This window comes from Ornithinimicrobium cerasi (genome assembly GCF_003702705.1).
Taxonomy (GTDB): domain Bacteria; phylum Actinomycetota; class Actinomycetes; order Actinomycetales; family Dermatophilaceae; genus Ornithinicoccus; species Ornithinicoccus cerasi.
In genome coordinates, this window is the sequence record NZ_QZMN01000020.1 from 1 (window position 1) to 16,851 (window position 16,851).

Annotated in this window: 18 protein-coding genes and 1 pseudogene; 2 read left to right on the top strand and 17 right to left on the bottom strand. The window is 69.5% G+C overall.

Annotated elements, in window-relative coordinates; genetic code table 11:
• The 11 genes from D4B81_RS19035 to D4B81_RS16700 form a co-directional block, all read right to left on the bottom strand.
• Positions 1-344: DUF4639 domain-containing protein (locus D4B81_RS19035; protein WP_237566075.1), on the bottom strand; the 344-nt coding region annotated here is incomplete at its 3' end.
• A 6-nt stretch (positions 345-350) separates the two neighbouring features.
• The gene (locus D4B81_RS16655) at positions 351-803 is read right to left on the bottom strand and encodes an SRPBCC family protein (protein ID WP_122263802.1); all 453 of its coding nucleotides are present in this window, start codon (positions 801-803) and stop codon (positions 351-353) included.
• 83 nt (positions 804-886) lie between these two features.
• Complete coding sequence (locus D4B81_RS16660; protein WP_202613741.1) at positions 887-1,252, bottom strand: hypothetical protein; 366 nt, start codon at positions 1,250-1,252, stop codon at positions 887-889.
• Positions 1,253-1,395: 143 nt separating this feature from the next.
• Positions 1,396-2,340 carry a CPBP family intramembrane glutamic endopeptidase gene (locus tag D4B81_RS16665; protein ID WP_161965250.1) on the bottom strand — a complete coding sequence of 315 codons (945 nt, stop codon included), beginning with the start codon at positions 2,338-2,340 and terminating at the stop codon, positions 1,396-1,398.
• A gap of 71 nt (positions 2,341-2,411) precedes the next feature.
• Positions 2,412-3,380 (bottom strand): NAD-dependent epimerase/dehydratase family protein, encoded by a 969-nt coding sequence (locus tag D4B81_RS16670; RefSeq protein WP_122263805.1) that lies wholly within the window; start codon positions 3,378-3,380, stop codon positions 2,412-2,414.
• A 66-nt stretch (positions 3,381-3,446) separates the two neighbouring features.
• On the bottom strand, positions 3,447-4,043 hold the full coding sequence (locus tag D4B81_RS16675) for a TetR/AcrR family transcriptional regulator (RefSeq protein WP_122263806.1): 597 nt from the start codon (positions 4,041-4,043) through the stop codon (positions 3,447-3,449).
• Positions 4,040-4,831: an SDR family oxidoreductase gene (locus D4B81_RS16680; protein ID WP_202613742.1), complete on the bottom strand. Its 792-nt coding sequence runs from the start codon at positions 4,829-4,831 to the stop codon at positions 4,040-4,042. The genes D4B81_RS16675 and D4B81_RS16680 overlap by 4 nt, the downstream gene beginning before the upstream one ends.
• A complete protein-coding gene (locus D4B81_RS16685; RefSeq protein WP_202613743.1) occupies positions 4,828-5,280 on the bottom strand; it encodes a DUF2867 domain-containing protein in 453 nt (150 codons plus the stop codon). The genes D4B81_RS16680 and D4B81_RS16685 overlap by 4 nt, the downstream gene beginning before the upstream one ends.
• Positions 5,281-5,560: 280 nt before the next feature.
• Positions 5,561-6,748 carry an alpha/beta hydrolase family protein gene (locus tag D4B81_RS16690; protein ID WP_122263809.1) on the bottom strand — a complete coding sequence of 396 codons (1,188 nt, stop codon included), beginning with the start codon at positions 6,746-6,748 and terminating at the stop codon, positions 5,561-5,563.
• Positions 6,749-6,823: 75 nt separating this feature from the next.
• Positions 6,824-8,125 carry an FAD-dependent monooxygenase gene (locus tag D4B81_RS16695; protein WP_237566076.1) on the bottom strand — a complete coding sequence of 434 codons (1,302 nt, stop codon included), beginning with the start codon at positions 8,123-8,125 and terminating at the stop codon, positions 6,824-6,826.
• The gene (locus D4B81_RS16700; protein WP_202613744.1) at positions 8,122-8,742 is read right to left on the bottom strand and encodes a TetR/AcrR family transcriptional regulator; all 621 of its coding nucleotides are present in this window, start codon (positions 8,740-8,742) and stop codon (positions 8,122-8,124) included. The genes D4B81_RS16695 and D4B81_RS16700 overlap by 4 nt, the downstream gene beginning before the upstream one ends.
• A gap of 247 nt (positions 8,743-8,989) precedes the next feature.
• Here D4B81_RS16700 and D4B81_RS16705 point away from each other — a divergent pair, with 247 nt between their 5' ends.
• The gene (locus tag D4B81_RS16705) at positions 8,990-9,529 is read left to right on the top strand and encodes a tryptophan-rich sensory protein (RefSeq protein WP_161965251.1); all 540 of its coding nucleotides are present in this window, start codon (positions 8,990-8,992) and stop codon (positions 9,527-9,529) included.
• A 148-nt stretch (positions 9,530-9,677) separates the two neighbouring features.
• Here the strand turns inward: D4B81_RS16705 and D4B81_RS19365 are convergent.
• The 6 genes and pseudogenes from D4B81_RS19365 to D4B81_RS16745 form a co-directional block, all read right to left on the bottom strand.
• Positions 9,678-10,275 (bottom strand): annotated as a pseudogene (locus D4B81_RS19365) (phosphotransferase-like protein).
• Positions 10,276-10,386: 111 nt separating this feature from the next.
• Positions 10,387-11,208 (bottom strand): CPBP family intramembrane glutamic endopeptidase, encoded by an 822-nt coding sequence (locus tag D4B81_RS16720; protein WP_122263815.1) that lies wholly within the window; start codon positions 11,206-11,208, stop codon positions 10,387-10,389.
• Between the two features lie 88 nt (positions 11,209-11,296).
• Positions 11,297-12,076, bottom strand: a complete 780-nt coding sequence (locus D4B81_RS16730) for an ABC transporter permease (RefSeq protein WP_122263816.1) — start codon at positions 12,074-12,076, stop codon at positions 11,297-11,299.
• Positions 12,073-13,005: an ABC transporter ATP-binding protein gene (locus tag D4B81_RS16735; protein ID WP_122263817.1), complete on the bottom strand. Its 933-nt coding sequence runs from the start codon at positions 13,003-13,005 to the stop codon at positions 12,073-12,075. Before D4B81_RS16735 ends, D4B81_RS16730 begins: the two co-directional genes overlap by 4 nt.
• Positions 13,002-13,889 (bottom strand): CPBP family intramembrane glutamic endopeptidase, encoded by an 888-nt coding sequence (locus tag D4B81_RS16740; protein ID WP_122263818.1) that lies wholly within the window; start codon positions 13,887-13,889, stop codon positions 13,002-13,004. The genes D4B81_RS16735 and D4B81_RS16740 overlap by 4 nt, the downstream gene beginning before the upstream one ends.
• Positions 13,877-14,227 (bottom strand): hypothetical protein, encoded by a 351-nt coding sequence (locus tag D4B81_RS16745; protein WP_122263819.1) that lies wholly within the window; start codon positions 14,225-14,227, stop codon positions 13,877-13,879. Before D4B81_RS16745 ends, D4B81_RS16740 begins: the two co-directional genes overlap by 13 nt.
• A 90-nt stretch (positions 14,228-14,317) precedes the next feature.
• Here D4B81_RS16745 and D4B81_RS16750 point away from each other — a divergent pair, with 90 nt between their 5' ends.
• On the top strand, positions 14,318-16,615 hold the full coding sequence (locus D4B81_RS16750; protein WP_122263820.1) for an ATP-binding protein: 2,298 nt from the start codon (positions 14,318-14,320) through the stop codon (positions 16,613-16,615).
• Positions 16,616-16,851 lie beyond the last annotated feature (236 nt).

The following is a 16,851-nucleotide window of genomic DNA, read 5'->3' on the forward strand; positions in this document are numbered from 1 at the left end:
CCGATGGCCCGCAGGAGGGTGAGGCCGTCCTGAGTGGCGCCAGCGACAAGAGTGGATGAGGGGTCTTTCCAAGCGTAGGTGCGCTCTCGGGTGGCAAGTTTCATCAGTTCTCCATGGTCGTGCGCCGTGCATGACGCTTGTTTGAGGCGGTCTGCGGAGGCGCAGGAACCGTCGGGGCTCGAGTTGACATGCATTGACTGCACGTCGGGCGTGAACGCGGTATCGGCGCTGTAGGACGGCTCCGGGCGGCTGGCACCAGCCTCGCCGAGCGAGGGCTGCAAACTGGTGTCATGCACGCCGGCCGAGGTGACTCGGGCGGCGACGCGATCCAGCTGCTCCTCCACGAGCGCTCACGCGGACGGCTCGGCCTCCGCGGCCGTCACCAACGAGCTGAGCTCGGTCTCCGTATAGCGCTGGGTCATCCGTCCGAACAGCGCACGGACCAGCCAGGCTCCCGGGCCATCCCACGTGATGCCCAGCTCGATCCGCGTTCCCGCGTCCTGGGGGTGCACCTGATGGCTGGCGGTCGTGCGGACCCCCGGTCGTCGGGACACCCAGGTGAAGGACCGTCCTTCCTCCCACTCCGTGATGACCCAGGCGGCTCGGCCCAGCCGTGGTTGCGTCACCGAGAATCTGCTCCCCACGCCGATGCTGCCAGGAGTCCGTGGGCCGTCATCTTCGGCCGTCTCCCTTGTCACCGAGGTGACCGTGGGTGTCCATGCCGGCCAGCCCTCGATGGCGGACAGCAAGGACCACACCTCCTGGGGGGCGGCGGTGGACCGCCCGTCGCTGCGCACGTCCATATGATTTCCTTTGTCAGGCCAAGGCCGTCAGGGCGGCGGTCGTGGCGGTGTTGGTGGTCGCGGGTGGGGTGGTTGAAGTGCGGTCACCGCGTGGTGGGGCGCGGCCCCTGCTCGGCGAGCGCTTTGAGGTTCAGCAACTGACGTCTGGCCATGACCAGGTCGCCGACGGAGAGAGCTGGCGCGACCAGGCGGCTGGGGTTCATGACGACCTTGAGCAAGAAGCGTGTGGTGCCGTGCTCGCCTGGCACGAGCAGGTAGGACATGAACGCCCCGAGGATCGTTCCGGTGAGCTCACGTTGGTGCTCGAGGGAGACGATGCGGCCCATCTGACGTCGCCCGGCAGTGGTGTACTTGTCACCGACCGTGGGCTCGGGCAGCCCGAGGAGGTCGCGCGGCGACGGGCGTCCGAGGTTGTCGATCCAGTCGTAGGAGTACGGCGCGAGTCTCACCTGTGTCAGCCAGGGCCACAGGGCTTGAGGCGGCGCGTGCACGGTGACCCCTCGCCATACCTGAAGCGTGGGCGTGGGGAGGAACCCGTCGCACGGGTACGGCAGGGCGATCTCGCTGTCGGTCACTCCCCATCTGGCCCCGATCATGACTCGTCCCATGTCCCGTGCGCGGTCGCCGCAGCCGGTGGTGGCCGCTCGGGCAGCGTGAGGCCGTCCCTCCGGTTGATCCGGCCGCGGGTGAGCATGAGCACGAGCAGCCCGAGCAGGAACATCGCGAGGAGGTGCGCCATCGTCACGGTGTTGTTGCCCGGGTACAGGTGGCGCAGGTAGCCCGCGTTGATCCCGTCGCCACTGGTCGCGGCGTTGCCGATCGCGTGGACGAGTCCGACGAGGAAGAGGCTGCCGGTGTGGTTGTAGGCCCAGCCGACGGCGATCCGGAACGGCACGGCGAGCACGGCCAGCAGGAGCAGCAGGACCGCACCGGGGAGCAGTCCTTGTCCGGCGGCCAGGGAGCTGTGCTGCAGCGCGAACAGTGGTGCCACGATCAGCGCGGCGAGCAGCGGACCCCGCCGGTCCTGCAGGCGCGTCTGGACGAACCCCATCCAGGCGACCTCTTCCCACCAGTTGATCAGTACGAAAGTGACCACCAGGGGCAGCAGGAAATGCGGTACCAGCGCGGTGAGCAGGAAGCCGGCGGAGCGGTCCGGAGGCGTGCCGCCGAGCAGGACGCCGACAGCCAGGGTTACCGCTGGGACGAGAAGGAAGGCGGCCGCGTACCAGGCCAGGCCGACGCGCGTCTTCACCGCCCGTCGCCACAGGGCGCGCAGCCCTTCGGGTCCGTCGGTGATCCTGGTGATCACCAGGGCGGGCAGCAGCAGACCGATGAGGGTGCTGAGCACCACCGATCCGGACAGCAGCCACGCCCGGTCCGCGAGACCGGCCAGCATCACCGACCAGGGCAGGACCTGCCCCACGGTGTAGGCCCAGAGGAAGAACGAGACCAGGGGCCGTCGGCGGATGAATCGGATGATCGACCCGCCGTCCCCAGGGTCTGTTGCGGAGCCTTGGTTCACAGAGGCGGCGGACATGGTCTGTTCCTGTCGAGAAGGTGCGTGAGACCGGCAGTTTCGGGACATCAGCAGGCTGTGGACATCGCGTGTCAGCGTCCGAGGGCGGTGATGGGTCGCTTCGGTGTGGCCCGGTACCAGGCCAGCGTGCGGTCGATTCCCTGCTCGTACGGCGTGACACGTCCTGGGCCGAATGCGGCGCGGTACTTGCTGGAGTCGATGGCGTGGGGCTGGCGGAACTGGTAGAGCATCTCGGCACCTTCTCGCGCGACCGGCCAGACAACCCCCAGGGCTCGGACTCCGGGCTCGCGGACCCTCAGGACGCGCATCCGCCGCTGCGAGCGGGTGGTGACCAGGTCGAGCAGGTGCCTGGCGGTGGTCGGTGCGGGTGTCGGGAGGTGCCACACCTCGCCGAGAGCCTCCTCACGCTCGCCCAGCTCGGCCAGCCCGTGGGCGAAGTCGTCGATGAACATCGGGGCCAGCGGCTGGTCCATCTCGCCGGTCCATAGGGCCACGCCACCTCTGGCGGCCGGGCCGAAGATGTTGCTGCCCAGGAGCGACTCCACGGCCGGCCCGTAGAGCTCGGTGGCCCGACCGATGACCGTCCGGACCCGACCGCTCTCGTGCGCGGCGAGCACCCGCTCGGCCAGCCATGCGCGCAGGACACCCTTGTTGCTGACCGGACGGTAGGGCAGGTCCTCGGTCATCGGACCGGTCGTGCGACCGTACATCCAGGTGTCGTCGACAAAGACCATGCGTGCCCCGCTGGACTCGGCACCGGCCAGCACTCCGTCCACGGCGGCGGGAAACGCCTCGAGCCACTGCGGGAACGGCGGATTGACCGCGTTGTAGACCACGGTCGCCCCGCGGCACACCTCGCGCATCCGGTCCGCGTCCCTGGCGTCGGCGGCCACCACCTCGACCCCCGGCGGTACGTCGGTCCGACCGCTGCGGTTGACCGCGCGCACCCGCCGGCCCCGCTCGTGCAGCTCGCGGACCAGCGCACGCCCAGTGCCGCCACTGGCTCCGATCACCACGTGAAGTTCTTGGTCCTCGTTCATCGGTTCTCCTTTCGCGCCGTCGCACCATCACCGAGGCCACCTTGGGCGCCCCACGCTCGATGAAGGTCAGCCATCGCCGTGGTGCTCCGTGGGTGCGGACACGAGAACGGTCAAGACCGTCTCGATGTAGCGCGGGACGGCTTGGTCGGCGGGCAGGCCACCGGGGGCGCTCCGGGCGAGCGCCGCGTAGCCGAGGTAGCTGGTGTAGGCGAGGATCGCCCGCCGTTCCGCCTCCTGCGGTGCGATGCCCAGCGCCACGAGCTGGGCTGCGACGAAACCGATCCTGCGGGCAGTGACACGCTCCAGCACCACCCGGACCAGGTCGTCGTGGTCGCCGGTCAGCGCCACGCTCGGGTCGGGCCGCTGCGGATCCTGCCTGTGCGCTATGGCCAGCAGCCGTCGCAACCGCTCACGAGGATGGCTGGTCGACTCCACGACCTCGATGACGCCCTGGGTTCTCTGCTGCTCCCACCGCTCGAGGGTCGCCCGGATCAGGTCCGCACGGTCACGGAAGTGCCAGTAGAAGCTGCCCTTGCTCGTCCCCATGGCCTTCGCCAGGGGCTCGACCCGGATCCCGCGCACGCCCGCGTGGGCCATCGCGGTCATCGCCGCGTCGAGCCAGTCGTCTCGGGTCAGACTGCGAGCCGAACCGGCGGTGGTCATCTCACCGCTCCCTCTGGGTTGTGGCAGGCCTCGAGGTACTGCGTCCAGGTCGGTCCGCCTGACGACTGCCCCGGGCAGAGGTTCGCTCCGTCCTTGAACGCCCGTCCCGCGGTTCCGGGGAACGGCACCGGCAGGAGGGGGCGGCGTCGCCGGCCGGTGGCTGACAACCAGGTGGAGGCCAGGTCGTGGAGCGTGAGGACCTCCGGCCCCCCGAGGTCCGCTGCCTTCCCTCCCGCCCCGGCCTTCACGTGCTGCGCCACCCGGATCGCCACCTGCTCGACGGCGATCGGTTGGAAGCGCAAGCCCGTCGGGCAGGCGACGAAGGGCCGACGTGCTGACCTGGCCAGCATCTCGGCCACAAAGGGGTGGAACTGGGTAGCCCGCTGGATCGTCCAGGGCACGCTCTGGTGCTCGACGATCGACTCGACGTCGCGCTTCGCGCGGTAGTACTTGATCGGGATTCGGTCCACACCGACGATCGAGACATAGACCAGATGTCCGACGTCGAGACCTCGCACGGCCTCGACGAGGTTCGCTGTCCCAGCGACGTCGACCTCGACCGGTGACCGGACGTCGGAGGCGCAGTGCACGACAGTCTCGGCATCCGAGACTGCGGGGCGAAGGCTGGCGAGCTCTCGCAGGTCGCCGGCGCACAGTTCTACGTCGCCGACGGTCGAGGAGCGGGAGGGGTCGCGGCTCAGGACCCGGACCCGGTGCCCGGCAGCGACGAGCTTGTCGACGACGCAGCGTCCCAGCACTCCGGTGCCACCGGTGACGAGGACGTTCACGACTCCTCTGTTCCGGTGGCATGCGGGTGATGCTGACGTCGCATCAGGCGGGGGACGAGTCGCCGGTGAAACGGACGCACCACCGCGAAGTACGCGGCACCCAGGGTGCCGTGACGGCGTACCACGGTGGTGCAGCATGCGACGCCGCCTGACAGCGTGACGATCACCCTGAAGTCGAGGTGGCGGTCGTCCAGTCCGCACACCACCCGATCCGGCCCAGCTGCCTGGATCGGGAACAGCAGCGCGTCGCCCTGGTGGCCCGGCTGCAGTCCCCATGGTGCGACGAGCACGTCCCGGGCCGCCAGGACACGCTTCCCCGAGCGTGACGGACCCAGCAGTGCCCTGGCCACCGTCATCGCATCCTCGGCTCCCCCCGAGGGCCACCGGCACTCGAAGGCGTCGGCGTAGTCCCAGGAGGGCAGCACCTCGGAAACCTCATCCTCGGCCACCTCGACGGCCCGAGCAGAGTGGGGAGCTAGGTTCGCGACTCGGGTCATGCGGTGACCTGGATAACGGCCGGCAGGGTGCCGACCCAGAACGGGCCGGTCGTGGGAGCGGCAGGCGCCTCCACAACGAAGCGCGGCAGTCTCGTCATCGATGGTCAAAGCCATGGCGGCTCACCCTCCTCCGGTCCGACATCCCCATGGTGCCCAGCCCCATACGGTTGCGTACGGACGACCATACGGCACCGTATGCTCGCGCGTCAACAGGGCACCATGCTGGAGACCATCACCCCGGGTGAGTCCCCGGGCGGTCTTGCCCCGGGTCTGGGTCCTGCAGCCATGCGGTCAGGACGCGGCAGGCTAGGTCGAGGTTGCCCATCTGGCAATGCTGGTCGGCGTGCTCGGCCTTGGTGAAGATGCGTGTCGTGACGCTGCGGGCGGCCGTGAGCGCCTGAGCCTGCGCCATCGTCAACGAGGGCGGCTGGAACGAGTCGCGCTCGCCGCACATCAGCAGCACATCTTGAGTCACTCGGTCGCTGCCCAGGTGCTGGGCGTTCATGCCCATGAACCAGTCGACCACGTGCACCGGGTCCTTGCTGTCGACCAGATACAAAGTCTGTTCGACCACGGCGCGCAGCGTCGGCGCCAGGCGGGCACGGGTGCGCACACTCCATCGCATGAACTGCCGGTGCCTCAGCATCGTGCGCACGGGCCCGCGCGCAGGTGATGGCAGCCTGTGCAGCCAGTCGTACACCGGCGGCCAGGCGACGACCCGGTCGATGCGCGGTTCGCGTCCTGCGGCACGCAGCGCCCAGTACCCACCCATCGAGATGCCGACCAGGGCGGCCCGCTCGAGCCGGAAGTGGTCCAGCACCGCGCCGACCGGCTTCTCCCAGTCGTGGTCGAAGGTCACCCCGCTCAAGGTCCGCGCGCCGCCCTGGCCCGGACCCTCGAAGGCAATCACGTCGAAGCCGGCCGCGGCGACACGCTGCCAGACGGGATAGAACTCCTCGATCACGGAGTCGAACCCGCCGTGCACCAAGACCGTGGCAACAGCCGGTGACCCGGTCGCCGGAAGCAGGTACGCCGGCAGGGAGGCGTCGCCATAGGGAACCTCGTGGCGCACGACACCAGTTACTGCGACCACCGTGTCGAACAGCTCGCGGTACCGGCGGTAGCGCTCCGCCTTCGCCGCCGACCGCGGTGGGGTGAAGAACTCAGCGACGCGCAAGTATCCCGTCGCGTGCTGAGCTCGTCCGTCGGCGCCCGCCTGCCTCGACAGGTCCTCGAACACGACGACACAGTCGGCTGCCGACCGCACTCTCGACGCCGCGGCGAGCAGCTCATCGCGGTCGGCGAAGCCCAGCGCATGCACCCGGTTGAACTGGTAGTTGATAAAGCCCCGGCGATGAAAGCGCTCGAAGCCTACCGGCAGGGCCATCAACCCGTCGGGAGCGCTTAACCATTCGGACACTGCATACTCCTTCGTAGTCCTGGACAGGATCGGTTGAGCCCGCTGAGGGGTGGGCTTTGAGGTGATGCTCGTTGACTACCGGTCGCTCTCTTCGAGCCTCGCCTGTGTTCCTGATGTCCTCGCTGCTGCCCTGGGCACCTTCGTCCCCGACGCCTCAGCCAACGCAAGTGACTGCATCGAGCTGAGTCGCGCGGCATCGGCAGCGATGTCTGTCAGGGACAGGTGCGTCTTGCCCACCAGACCTTGTCCGGCGATCCGGTCCCACCCGGGTAGAGCGGTCAGCTTCAGCGAGGCGCGGCGTAGCCACAGCCGGGCCCGTGACGACGGCAGGAACCACTTCGCGCCGCGCCGGCCGACCTCCTGCTTGGCCTCGACGATGGGTTTCCAGGCCTGCTGGTAGCGCGCCAGGGCGTCTTCGACCGGGCCCCCGGCCGCCAGCTGCTGCCCGAGGACGTAGGCGCCGGCGACGGCAAGGGAGGCGCCCTGGCCGGCGAGCAGCGAGACGGCCTGGCAGGCGTCGCCGAGCAGGACAACTCTGCCGCGGTGCCACTGCGGCACCTCCACCTGCGCGACCAGGTCGTAGTAGAGCTCGGATGGCGGCGGGCACCTCTCCAGCGCCCGCGGGACCACCCAGCCCAGCGTCGAGTAGGTGCCCCGCAGGGCGGCGCGGGTGTCGTCCGGGATCGTTGGGTCCGGGTCATGGTGCACGGCGAACGCGGCGAGCCGTCCGTCCCGCAACGCGTACAGCCCCATCTGCCGGCCCACCGTGTCCGTGATGGCGAACCGGTTGCCGAGCTGCCGACGGACGTGGGGGTCCTCGAAGACGTACGCCGCCGTGTGCAGGCCCAGGTACCGGACGAAACGGGACTCCGGCCCGAAGACCATCGCCCGGACCTGGGAGTGGATGCCGTCCGCGCCGACCAGCAGGTCGGCCTCAAGCACGGTGCCGTCGGTCAGCACCGCCCGCACGCCGTCCGGCAAGGTCTCCACGCTGGCGAGCGTGCGCCCGTAGTGCAGCACGATGTCGCCCTCGACCTGCTCGCGCAGCGCCCGCTCCAGATCGGGACGCATGATGCTCAGCAGCCGCCCGTCGACCAGCCGGGCGAAGCGGTCGTAGTCCAGGCTCGCCCTGCGCCGCCCGGAGGAGTCGACGTAGCTGACGTCGTCCAGCCGGTAGCCGAGCTCGCCCAGCCGCGGCAGCAGGCCCATCGCCTCGGCCGCGTCGTAGCCCAGGCCGAAGAAGTCCATCATGTACCCCTGCTGCCGAGGGCCCGGCGCTCGCTCCACAACCGTGACCTCCCACCCGGAGGTGGTCAGCCGTTGAGCCAGTGCCAGGCCCCCGATTCCGGCTCCGCAGATCAGCGCTCTCATCCTCATCCACTCCCTTCCGCAACGGCGTCCGCGTCGCCATCGCCTAGCAGCCGGCGCAGCACCGGCGCAACGACGCTTGAGGTCATTCCCGGGTTCAGTGCGCGGTGGAGCATCACACCGTCCACCGCTGCCGCGAGCACGGCGGCGGTGTCTGCAGGTGCCCGCGTGCCGTGTACCGCCAGCCAGGTGGCGAGGTCAACGCGGAACTCCTCCAGCAGGCGGCTCAGCTCCATCCGCAGCTGTTCGTCCCGCGTCGAGGCCAGGTACGCCTCGACGAACAACAGCGACGTCGTGTCCGTCCCGTCGTAGTCATCCAGGGCAGCAAGCATGTCCCCCAGCGCCGCGTCCGCCGACGCGGTCTCCGACAGGACAGGAGGGAACACTGACAGTGCCTCGCTCAGCACCGCGACGACGGCCTGCCTGAGCAGCGACTGCACGGAGTCGAAGTGGTAGTGCACCAGTCCCGGACCCACGTCTGCCCGCTCCGCCACCGCCCGCGTAGTCACGGCGTGCCAGCCCACCTCAGGGATCAACTGCGCAGCAGCAACCAACAACCGCCCGCGGACCTCGGCACCGCGCTCTGCCGACCTGGACAACCCCATACCGCTCGCCTCCTTGTGCATGCGCCTTGGGCATGTGCACAAGAGCGTACATCAGCTCTAACCCATGCGGAAGCCCCGCGAACTGGACCGCACGCCACTCAGTCGTCGGAACCGCTGAGGACGCACAGATGAGAACGAGTGCCGAACCCCTCTTGGCGCGGCCGAACTCGGCACGAGCGACACGAGGTAGAGGCGTGCATAGCTGAAGTGTCCTGTTGCCTGGTCCGGCGGGTTGTTCGGAGAAGCGGGGAGCGGCAGACTTGCGGTGGTGAAGACATGGGACCGCCTGAGACAGCTGGGAGGCGTCGTCGGGCCGACCGTGGCCGCCGCCGTGTTGGGGAACGTCTTCATCAGCAAGGAGGCCATGACCTGGTTTCGTGGTCTGCGTACGCCTGCCATGCAGGTGCCCCTGCCCGCGTTCGGGGCCGTCGGCGCGGTCTATTACCTTCAGCTTGGCACTGTTCTTTACCGAGCACGCCGAAACGAGGACGCCCGGGTACGGCGCTTGGCGCTGCTGGTGCTGGCCGGCAACGAGATCTGGAACGTCGCCTTCTTTGGTCGCCGAAGTCCACGCAACGGCTTCATCGGGATCCTCGTGTTCCTCCTACCGCTCCTGTCGCTGCAGAGGGCCGTCAGGCCAGACGCGCCCTCCTTCGTGACTTTGGCCCCCTACACGCTCTGGGTGATCGGCTACGACGTGCCCTGGACCTTCCAACTTTGGCAACTCAACCGTGCCCCGTCCACCGATGCGGCGCGCGGCCCAGCTGGGGTTGACCCGTCTGGTGGACATCGGTTAAGCGGCTTCTGAGGCCGCGTTAATGTCCGGTGCTCGAACGCTACCGGTGGGATCTGGCCGAGGGCCCTCGGCCGTCGCGGCGCTTGCAGGTCGGTGAGGTAGGACGGAGCTACGCGGGCGTGCAGCGATCCGACGATGTCAGCACGGGCGCTCCGTCGTGTCACGCTCGCAGCCGGTCCAGCGCGGTGAGCGTGGGGCCACTGTCTATCCAGCGGAGGACGGAGTCCGCCGCCTGGTCCGCGGTGAGCACGCCGGTGTCGACGAGGAGGTCGTAATCACCGTGGGCGTGGACGGCGGGCAGCTGCGCGGCGGCCTGGCCGAGCGTGCGGTCGGTGCGCTCGGCCTCCCTCACACTGAGCACCGGCTCCTCGCACAGCAACCCCGATCAGCGCCGCGCGCACGCTGCGGAGGCTGTGCGCAAGGTCCACCGCTGACTCGCGGTCCAGCAGCACGTGGTCCATGACCACGCAGAGCCCGCAGTCCGCGGTGACAGCTGCCGCGCGGTGCATCGCGTGGTAGAGCCGTCGCCCCGCCGGGCCCAGGTGGATCTGCGTGATGGTCCCGTCTGCGGCATACCGGTAGGTGTAGATCTGTGGCCACTGCTGGCGGAGGTAACGGCGGGGCAGCGTGGCGAGGTGACGGTCGAGCCCACCGTCGAGCAGCGGCTCGGTCCATCGGGCCTGCAGCGCCGAGGCCAGACTCGACTTGCCGGCGCTGGAGGTTCCGTTGAGGACGAGAACCTGGGGTCTTGACGGCATGTTGTGCCTCCACGTCTGGGCTCATCGGGTCGGACTGCGGGCGAGCCGCCTCCAGCGCGCTTTCGGCCCGGTCCCAGGACGCACGAGGGAGGGGCGGAGCAGCGCTTCGGGTCAACCGTGACGAGCTCCACGCACGGGGCTGGGCAGGGAGACGGCGAGGACGCCGAGCAGGATGGTGAGGCCGAGGCGGATCCAGTCGTAGGTGGGGTCGATGAGCTCGGCGGTGGTGTTGAAGGAGGCGTGCAGGAGCCCGATCGTCAGCAGGCTCCGGCCGCTCCAGACGTCGAGCCGGGCGATGAGGAGGCGCAGACCGACGCCCGTGCCGACGAGGACGGCGATGCCGAGGGCGACGCCCCCGGCGGTGGAGGCTCCGTCAAAGGCCAAAGGCAGGTGGATCGCCGCGAACAGCAGGCCGGTCGCCACGCTGCCGGTGATCAGGCCCCACCGCGCCATGGCGCGGCGCTGGACGAAGCCGGTCCAGGCCATCTCCTCCCAGATGTTGATGATCAGGGCACTGGTGACGAAGAGGATCGTCGCGTCGAGCAGCAGGGACGAGGTGAGCGGTTTGGCGCCGCCGAGGGCGGCGGCGGTGCCCCATACCAGGACGGGCAGAGTGAGGACCGCCAACGGTGCCCACCACGGGGGACGGGGCAGCCTGACCGCGTCTGCCAGGAGGGTGCGTACTCCGCCCCGGCCGTGCTGTCGGTACGTCAGGACGAGTGCGGGGACGACGAGCCCGAACAAGAGGGTTCCCAGGACGAAGGGCTCCTGGGGCAGGTCGAGCAGTTGGTAGCCGGAGAGCAGAAGCCAGCCCAGCGGTAGGGCGATGGCGGCGAACAGCACGAGCGGGCGGCGCGACGGATCGTCCGGGGGCCGGTCGCTGGTCCTGGGCGCAGGGAGGGAGGTGCCGGGGAAGGGTTGGGTCGAGGTCATGGTTCTGCTCCTGAGCTGGTTAGGTGGTCGTCGGGTGGGGGTGCGGGTATGCGGGTCGGCTCGTGCGGATGCGCCTCCTTGGGGCTGCTCAGGCGTCGTGGCGGAGGATGACGAGGGCTGCGATGGCCAGGGTGAGCAGCGCGTATGCCGTGAACAGTGCGAGACCCACCCAGGGCGGCAGCAAGGCGGAGGGCGCGAACTGCATGACGGCGGTTCCTGCGTTGTTGGGCAGGAAGGGAATGATGTGCTGGCTCACCGGGCGGGGCAGCAGGACGCCCACGATGGGTAGCACGTAGAGCAGGCCGACCAGCGCCGTGAGCACTCCGGCCGTGGAGCGCAGCAACCACCCGAGGGCTACCCCGAAGACGCCGATGAGGGCGAGGTACATCGCTGAGCCGAGGAGGGCGCGGAGGACTCCCGGGTCGCCGAGGGACAGGGACAGGCCGTGGCCGCCCAGGACGAGCGCCGACGCGGCGAAGGCCAGCAGCGTGGAGGCGGCGGCGACAAGGAAGATCGCGACAGCGACCACGAGCGCCTTCGCCGCGACCACGGGCCAGCGCCGCGGCACCGCACTGAAGGTGGACCGCACCATGTGGGTGGCGTACTCCCCGGTCACGAACAGTCCGCCCAGGGCACCGGCCACCAGCTCGGCCGCACTGATGCCGGTCAGCGACCCACCGACGGGGTCGAACGTCACGCCCTCCGGGGTGGGGATGTCCGCCATCGTCGTGCCGATGGCCGTGAAGGCGCCGAGGCCTAGGATCAGCAGGGCCGTCGTCGCGAGGAGCCACCCGCTGGAGCGCAGGCTGAGGAGCTTCACGGCCTCGCTGAGTGCGACGCCGCTGTGGCGGACCTGGGTGGTGTTCATCGTGCTGCCTTCCGGTCTGGCAAGTCGTCCTGCGCCGTGGCGTACTGGACGTCGCCGCGGGTGAGCTTGAGGTAGGCGTCCTCCAGCGACGTCGTGGCGGTCCGGAGCTCCTGGACCAGCAAGCCGTGATCGAGGGCGGCCTGGGCGACCTGCGGGCCGGTGAGGCCGGTCACCGACAACTCATCCGCTGCGGGCGCACTGACAGCGGCCCCCGCGCGTTCCAGGACCTCCCGCAGCGCCGGTGCCTGGGGTGAGCGGATGACCACGCACGGGCGGGCGGAGGCCGTGATGGCCGTCATGGAGAGGTCGGCGAGCAGGCGTCCCCGGCCGATGATGACGAGATGGTCGGCGGTGAGCTCCATCTCGCTCATCAGGTGGGAGGATACGAACACGGTGCGGCCCTCACCGGCCAGGCGGCGCAACAGCTGCCGGATCCACAGGATGCCCTCGGGGTCGAGGCCGTTGACCGGTTCGTCCAGCAGGAGGACCTCTGGATCACCGAGGAGCGCGGCTGCGACGCCGAGACGTTGCCGCATGCCGAGACTGAACGTGCCCACCCGGTGGCGTGCGACTGCCGTGAGGCCGACCGCGGCAATGACCTCCTCCACGCGGGCCCGCGGGATGCTGTTGGTCAGGGCCAGCGCCAGCAGGTGGTGGGAGGCACTGCGGTTGACGTGCATCGCGCCGGAGTCGAGCAGCGCGCCGACGACGCGCAGGGGGGCGGCATGGTCCTTCAGTGCCCGACCGCCGACGCTGACCTCACCGCTGCTCGGACGGTCCAAGCCCATGACCATGCGCATCGTCGTGGACTTGCCTGCTCCGTTGGGGCCCAGGAATCCGGTGACGACCCCAGGGCGAACGGTGAAGGAGAGGTCCTCGACCGCCGGGGTGCGCCCGTAACGCTTGGTGAGTGCTCGAGCCTGGATCATGATGTCTCTTCCGGGACGCGGGCATGGACGGTGCGGGCGGGGGCAGCGGCCAGCGGCCGGGTGGTGGGCAAGGCTCCCAGCCGAGCCCGGGTGATGAGGATGAGTACCGCGCCGAGCAGAGCCAGCAAGGGGAACACCAGGCCTCCCGGCTCCTGCCCGGGGTACAGCCTGGGCAGGAAGCCTGCGCCGGCCACACTGCCCACCGCGGTCGCGTTGGCGGCGGCGTGCACAAGCCCCACCATGGCGACACTGTCCGTGCGGTTGTAGATCCAGGCGGCCAGTGCGCGGAAGGGGACGCTGACGAGCAGCAGCAGCCCGAGCAGCGTCGCAGCCTCCGACCAGGAGCCCCCCACAGCCAGGGAGACGTGCCCCAGGGCGAAGACGACACCCGTCATGGCGGCGGCCCGCATAGCGCCGTGGCGGCCCTGCAGGCGTGCCTGCACGAAACCCATCCACGCCACCTCCTCTGCCCAGTTGACGGTCACGAACACCACCATCAGGTGCAGGCCAAGGCCGGAGACCAGGGATGACGAGACCCCCGAGAGCCCTGAGGAGGGGGGCTCCCCGAGAAAAGCGACGGTGCCGGCAACGGTGAGCAGCGGGATGCCGATCAGGGCCAGGGCGTACCAGCGCGGCGGCACGGCGAAGTTCAGCGACCGGTGCCGCAACGCCGACAGCCCCGCCGGTCCGTCGGTCATCGCGGTGATGAGCAGGGCGGGAAGGAGAAGACCCAGCAGCGTGGCAACCACGATGGAGAGCCCGCTGGACAGCTCCACGCCGTACGCGCGGTCGGCGATCATCGGAGCGAATGCGATGGTCTGTCCCACGCTGAAGAACCAGATGAGGAAGGCGGTCAGGGGGTATCGGCGGATCAGGCGTTGCATGTGCACTCCACGTGGGGGCAGTGTTGCGAGGATGGATCGAGGCAGCGGTCCACGACATGGACGGGCGCCGCGGTGAGGCCGGCGGCGTCGCAGGCAAGCTCCGCCGTGGCCTTCTCGAGGGCTCGGACCAGGCACAGGTACCTGGCGTCATCCGGCAGCAGGTAGGAAGCTGTGTGCTCCACATCGACCCCGCCCGCACGCAGGCGCCCTATCGCTGAGGTCAGGTCGTCGTGCATACGGTTCAGGTCGGTCGGCACACCGATGGCCGCCCGCAGCTCCACGAGGAAAAGAGCCCGCTGAGATGTGCCGGTGATGCTCCGGGCCGGTTCTGTGGTCACCTCCCCACAGTGTGCGAGCGCGACATGTCCCGGCATCCGTAGATCTCCGGATTCCTGTACGGGTCTGGCTCGGACCGGTACCGTCGGAGGATGGGCGCGGGCCATGCCGTGGCGCACCAGGTATCAGCGGAGCGCAACTCCTTCGTCGGCAGACGGACGGAACTGGCCGAAGTGCGCCGCCGGCTGTCGACCTGCCGGTTGCTGACGTTGGTGGGCCCGGGCGGAGTGGGCAAGACGCGGCTGGCGCTGCGGGCGGTGGCCGATCTGAGGCGGATGTTCCCCGACGGGACGTTCACGGTCGATCTGACGGCGGTGCACTCACCCGGACTGGTGGCACAGCAGGTCGCTGCCGCCATACGCGTTCGAGACCCTTCCGGGCAGCGCGTCCTCGACCATGTCGCTCAGGTCATCGCGGACCGGCGTGTGCTTCTCCTGCTGGACAACTGCGAACACGTGCGCGACTCGACCGCCACGGTCGTGCACGCGCTGTTGAGCGCGTGCCCTCACCTGTGCGTGCTCGGCACCAGCCGGCTGCCTCTGGACGTGGACGGCGAGTCGTTGCTGGTCGTTCCCCCGCTGAGCCTGGCGCAGCTCGACACCGCGCAGCACGGCGAGGACTGCGAGGCCGTGCAGCTCCTCAAGGAGCGGGCCCAGGCTGCGGCTCCGACGTGGCACCTGACCTCGGACACCGGTGTGCCCCTGCTCGAGATCTGCCGGAGGCTAGACGGCCTGCCGCTGGCGATCGAGCTGGCTGCCGTGCGACTTCGCACCCTCAGCCCCGAGGAGATCCTTGACCGCCTCGACGACCGGTTCCGGCTGCTGCGACGGTCCGGAGTGACCATCCCGGAGCGCCACCGCACTCTGGTGGCGACCATGCAGTGGAGCCACGACCTGCTGGACGAGCCAGAGCGGGTGCTCTGGCGGCGCGCGTCCGTCTTCGCGGACAGCTTCGACGTCACCGCGGCCGAGTCGGTCTGCACCGACGACACACTCCCGCCCGGCTCCATGCTGGACGCGCTGGTCAAGCTTGTCGACGCCTCCATCGTGGATGTCACCGCCGAGGGCAACAGCTCACGCTTCCGGATGCTGGACAGCGTCCAGGCCTTCGGCCAAGACCTCCTGACCGCATCAGGCGAGGACCCGGCAGTGCGGGAACGGCACCGCATGTGGTGCTCGGCGATGACCGCCACCGCGACGCTGCAGTTCCTCGGCCCTGCGCAGGTCGCGGCGTTCGACCGGATCGCCCGACACCACCACGAGATCAGCGCCGCGCTCGACTTCTGCGTCTCCACGGCCGGGCAGGAGTCGGCCGGCCTGACCATCGCCATCGACCTGTGGCTCTACTGGGAGGCTCGCGGGCGGCTGACCGAGGGCCGTCGCCGGCTCGACGCCCTTGTCGCGGCATGCCCGGAGCACCCCAGACGGGCCAGGGCTCTCGCCGTTGCCGGCTACCTGGCGTTGGCAGGGACGGAGCCAGCGCTGGCGGTGCCCCTTCTCACCGAGGCCCAGCTGCTGGCCCTGGCCGACGGCGACGTTCCCGTCGTCGCGATGGCCACGCAGTATCTCGGCCAGGCCGCACTGTTCGACGGCGACCTCGACCGGGCCGACGCTCTCCTGCGGGAAGCGGCCGATCTGCACCTGCCGCTCGACGAGCGGCTCTCCGCCTTCTGCTGGGCCGACATCGGTGTCGTCGCGCTGGTCCAGGGTCGCCTCGACACAGCATTGGAGGCCTTCACCCGCAGCCTGGCCCAGAACGTGAACGGCAATCCGTGGAGCCGCTCGCACGCGCTCTGGGGTCTGGGCCTGGTCCAGCTGGGCAACCACGACAACCAGGCGGCATTCCACCTCGAGCAGGAGTCGTTGGTGATCATGCAGGCCGTTGATGACAGCAGTGGCAGCGCCCTGTGCGTCGGCGCGCTCGCATGCGTGGCGGCCAATCGACAGCAGTGGGAGCACGCCGCTCGGCTGAGCGGCGCCGAGCAGATGCTGTGGCAGTCCATCCCTGCACAGATACCAGCCCCGGTCGTCGCGTTGCACCACGACTACGAGGAGGCCACACGCCAAGCCCTGGGGCAGCGTCGGTGGGCCACCTGCTTCGACGAGGGAAGCCGCCTGGACCGGACTGCTGCGATCGCGCTGGCGCTCGGCCAGCCGTCCCCCAACCAAGCTGCACCTCAGCCCTCCACGGCGACCCTGGCGAGCCCCCTCACCGCGCGGCAGCTCGAAGTCGCCGACATGGTCACCGCAGGCATGACCGACCGACAGATCGCCGCCCGACTAGTCATCTCACCCCGCACGGCCGAATCACACGTCGAGAACATCCTCACGCGCCTGGGACTGCGGAACCGCGCCGAGATCGCCGCCTGGACAGCTCGCCGGTCATCCTGAGCAGGCCTCAGCACTGGCAACCATCGCGCCACAGCCCGACCACCCGTCCTTCGATCTCGATAGGCCAAACCGACCGGAGCACCGCAGACCCATCAAAAGGCGAAGAGGTCTCGAACCCCGCACGGATGTCGGCCGCACCTGACCACCAGCGGTACGCCAGTCGCGGCATGTGCGTGCGTAGTCGTCTGTATTACACTTGGTGTATGAGCGAACCGTTCGACCTGGAAGCGCTCGAT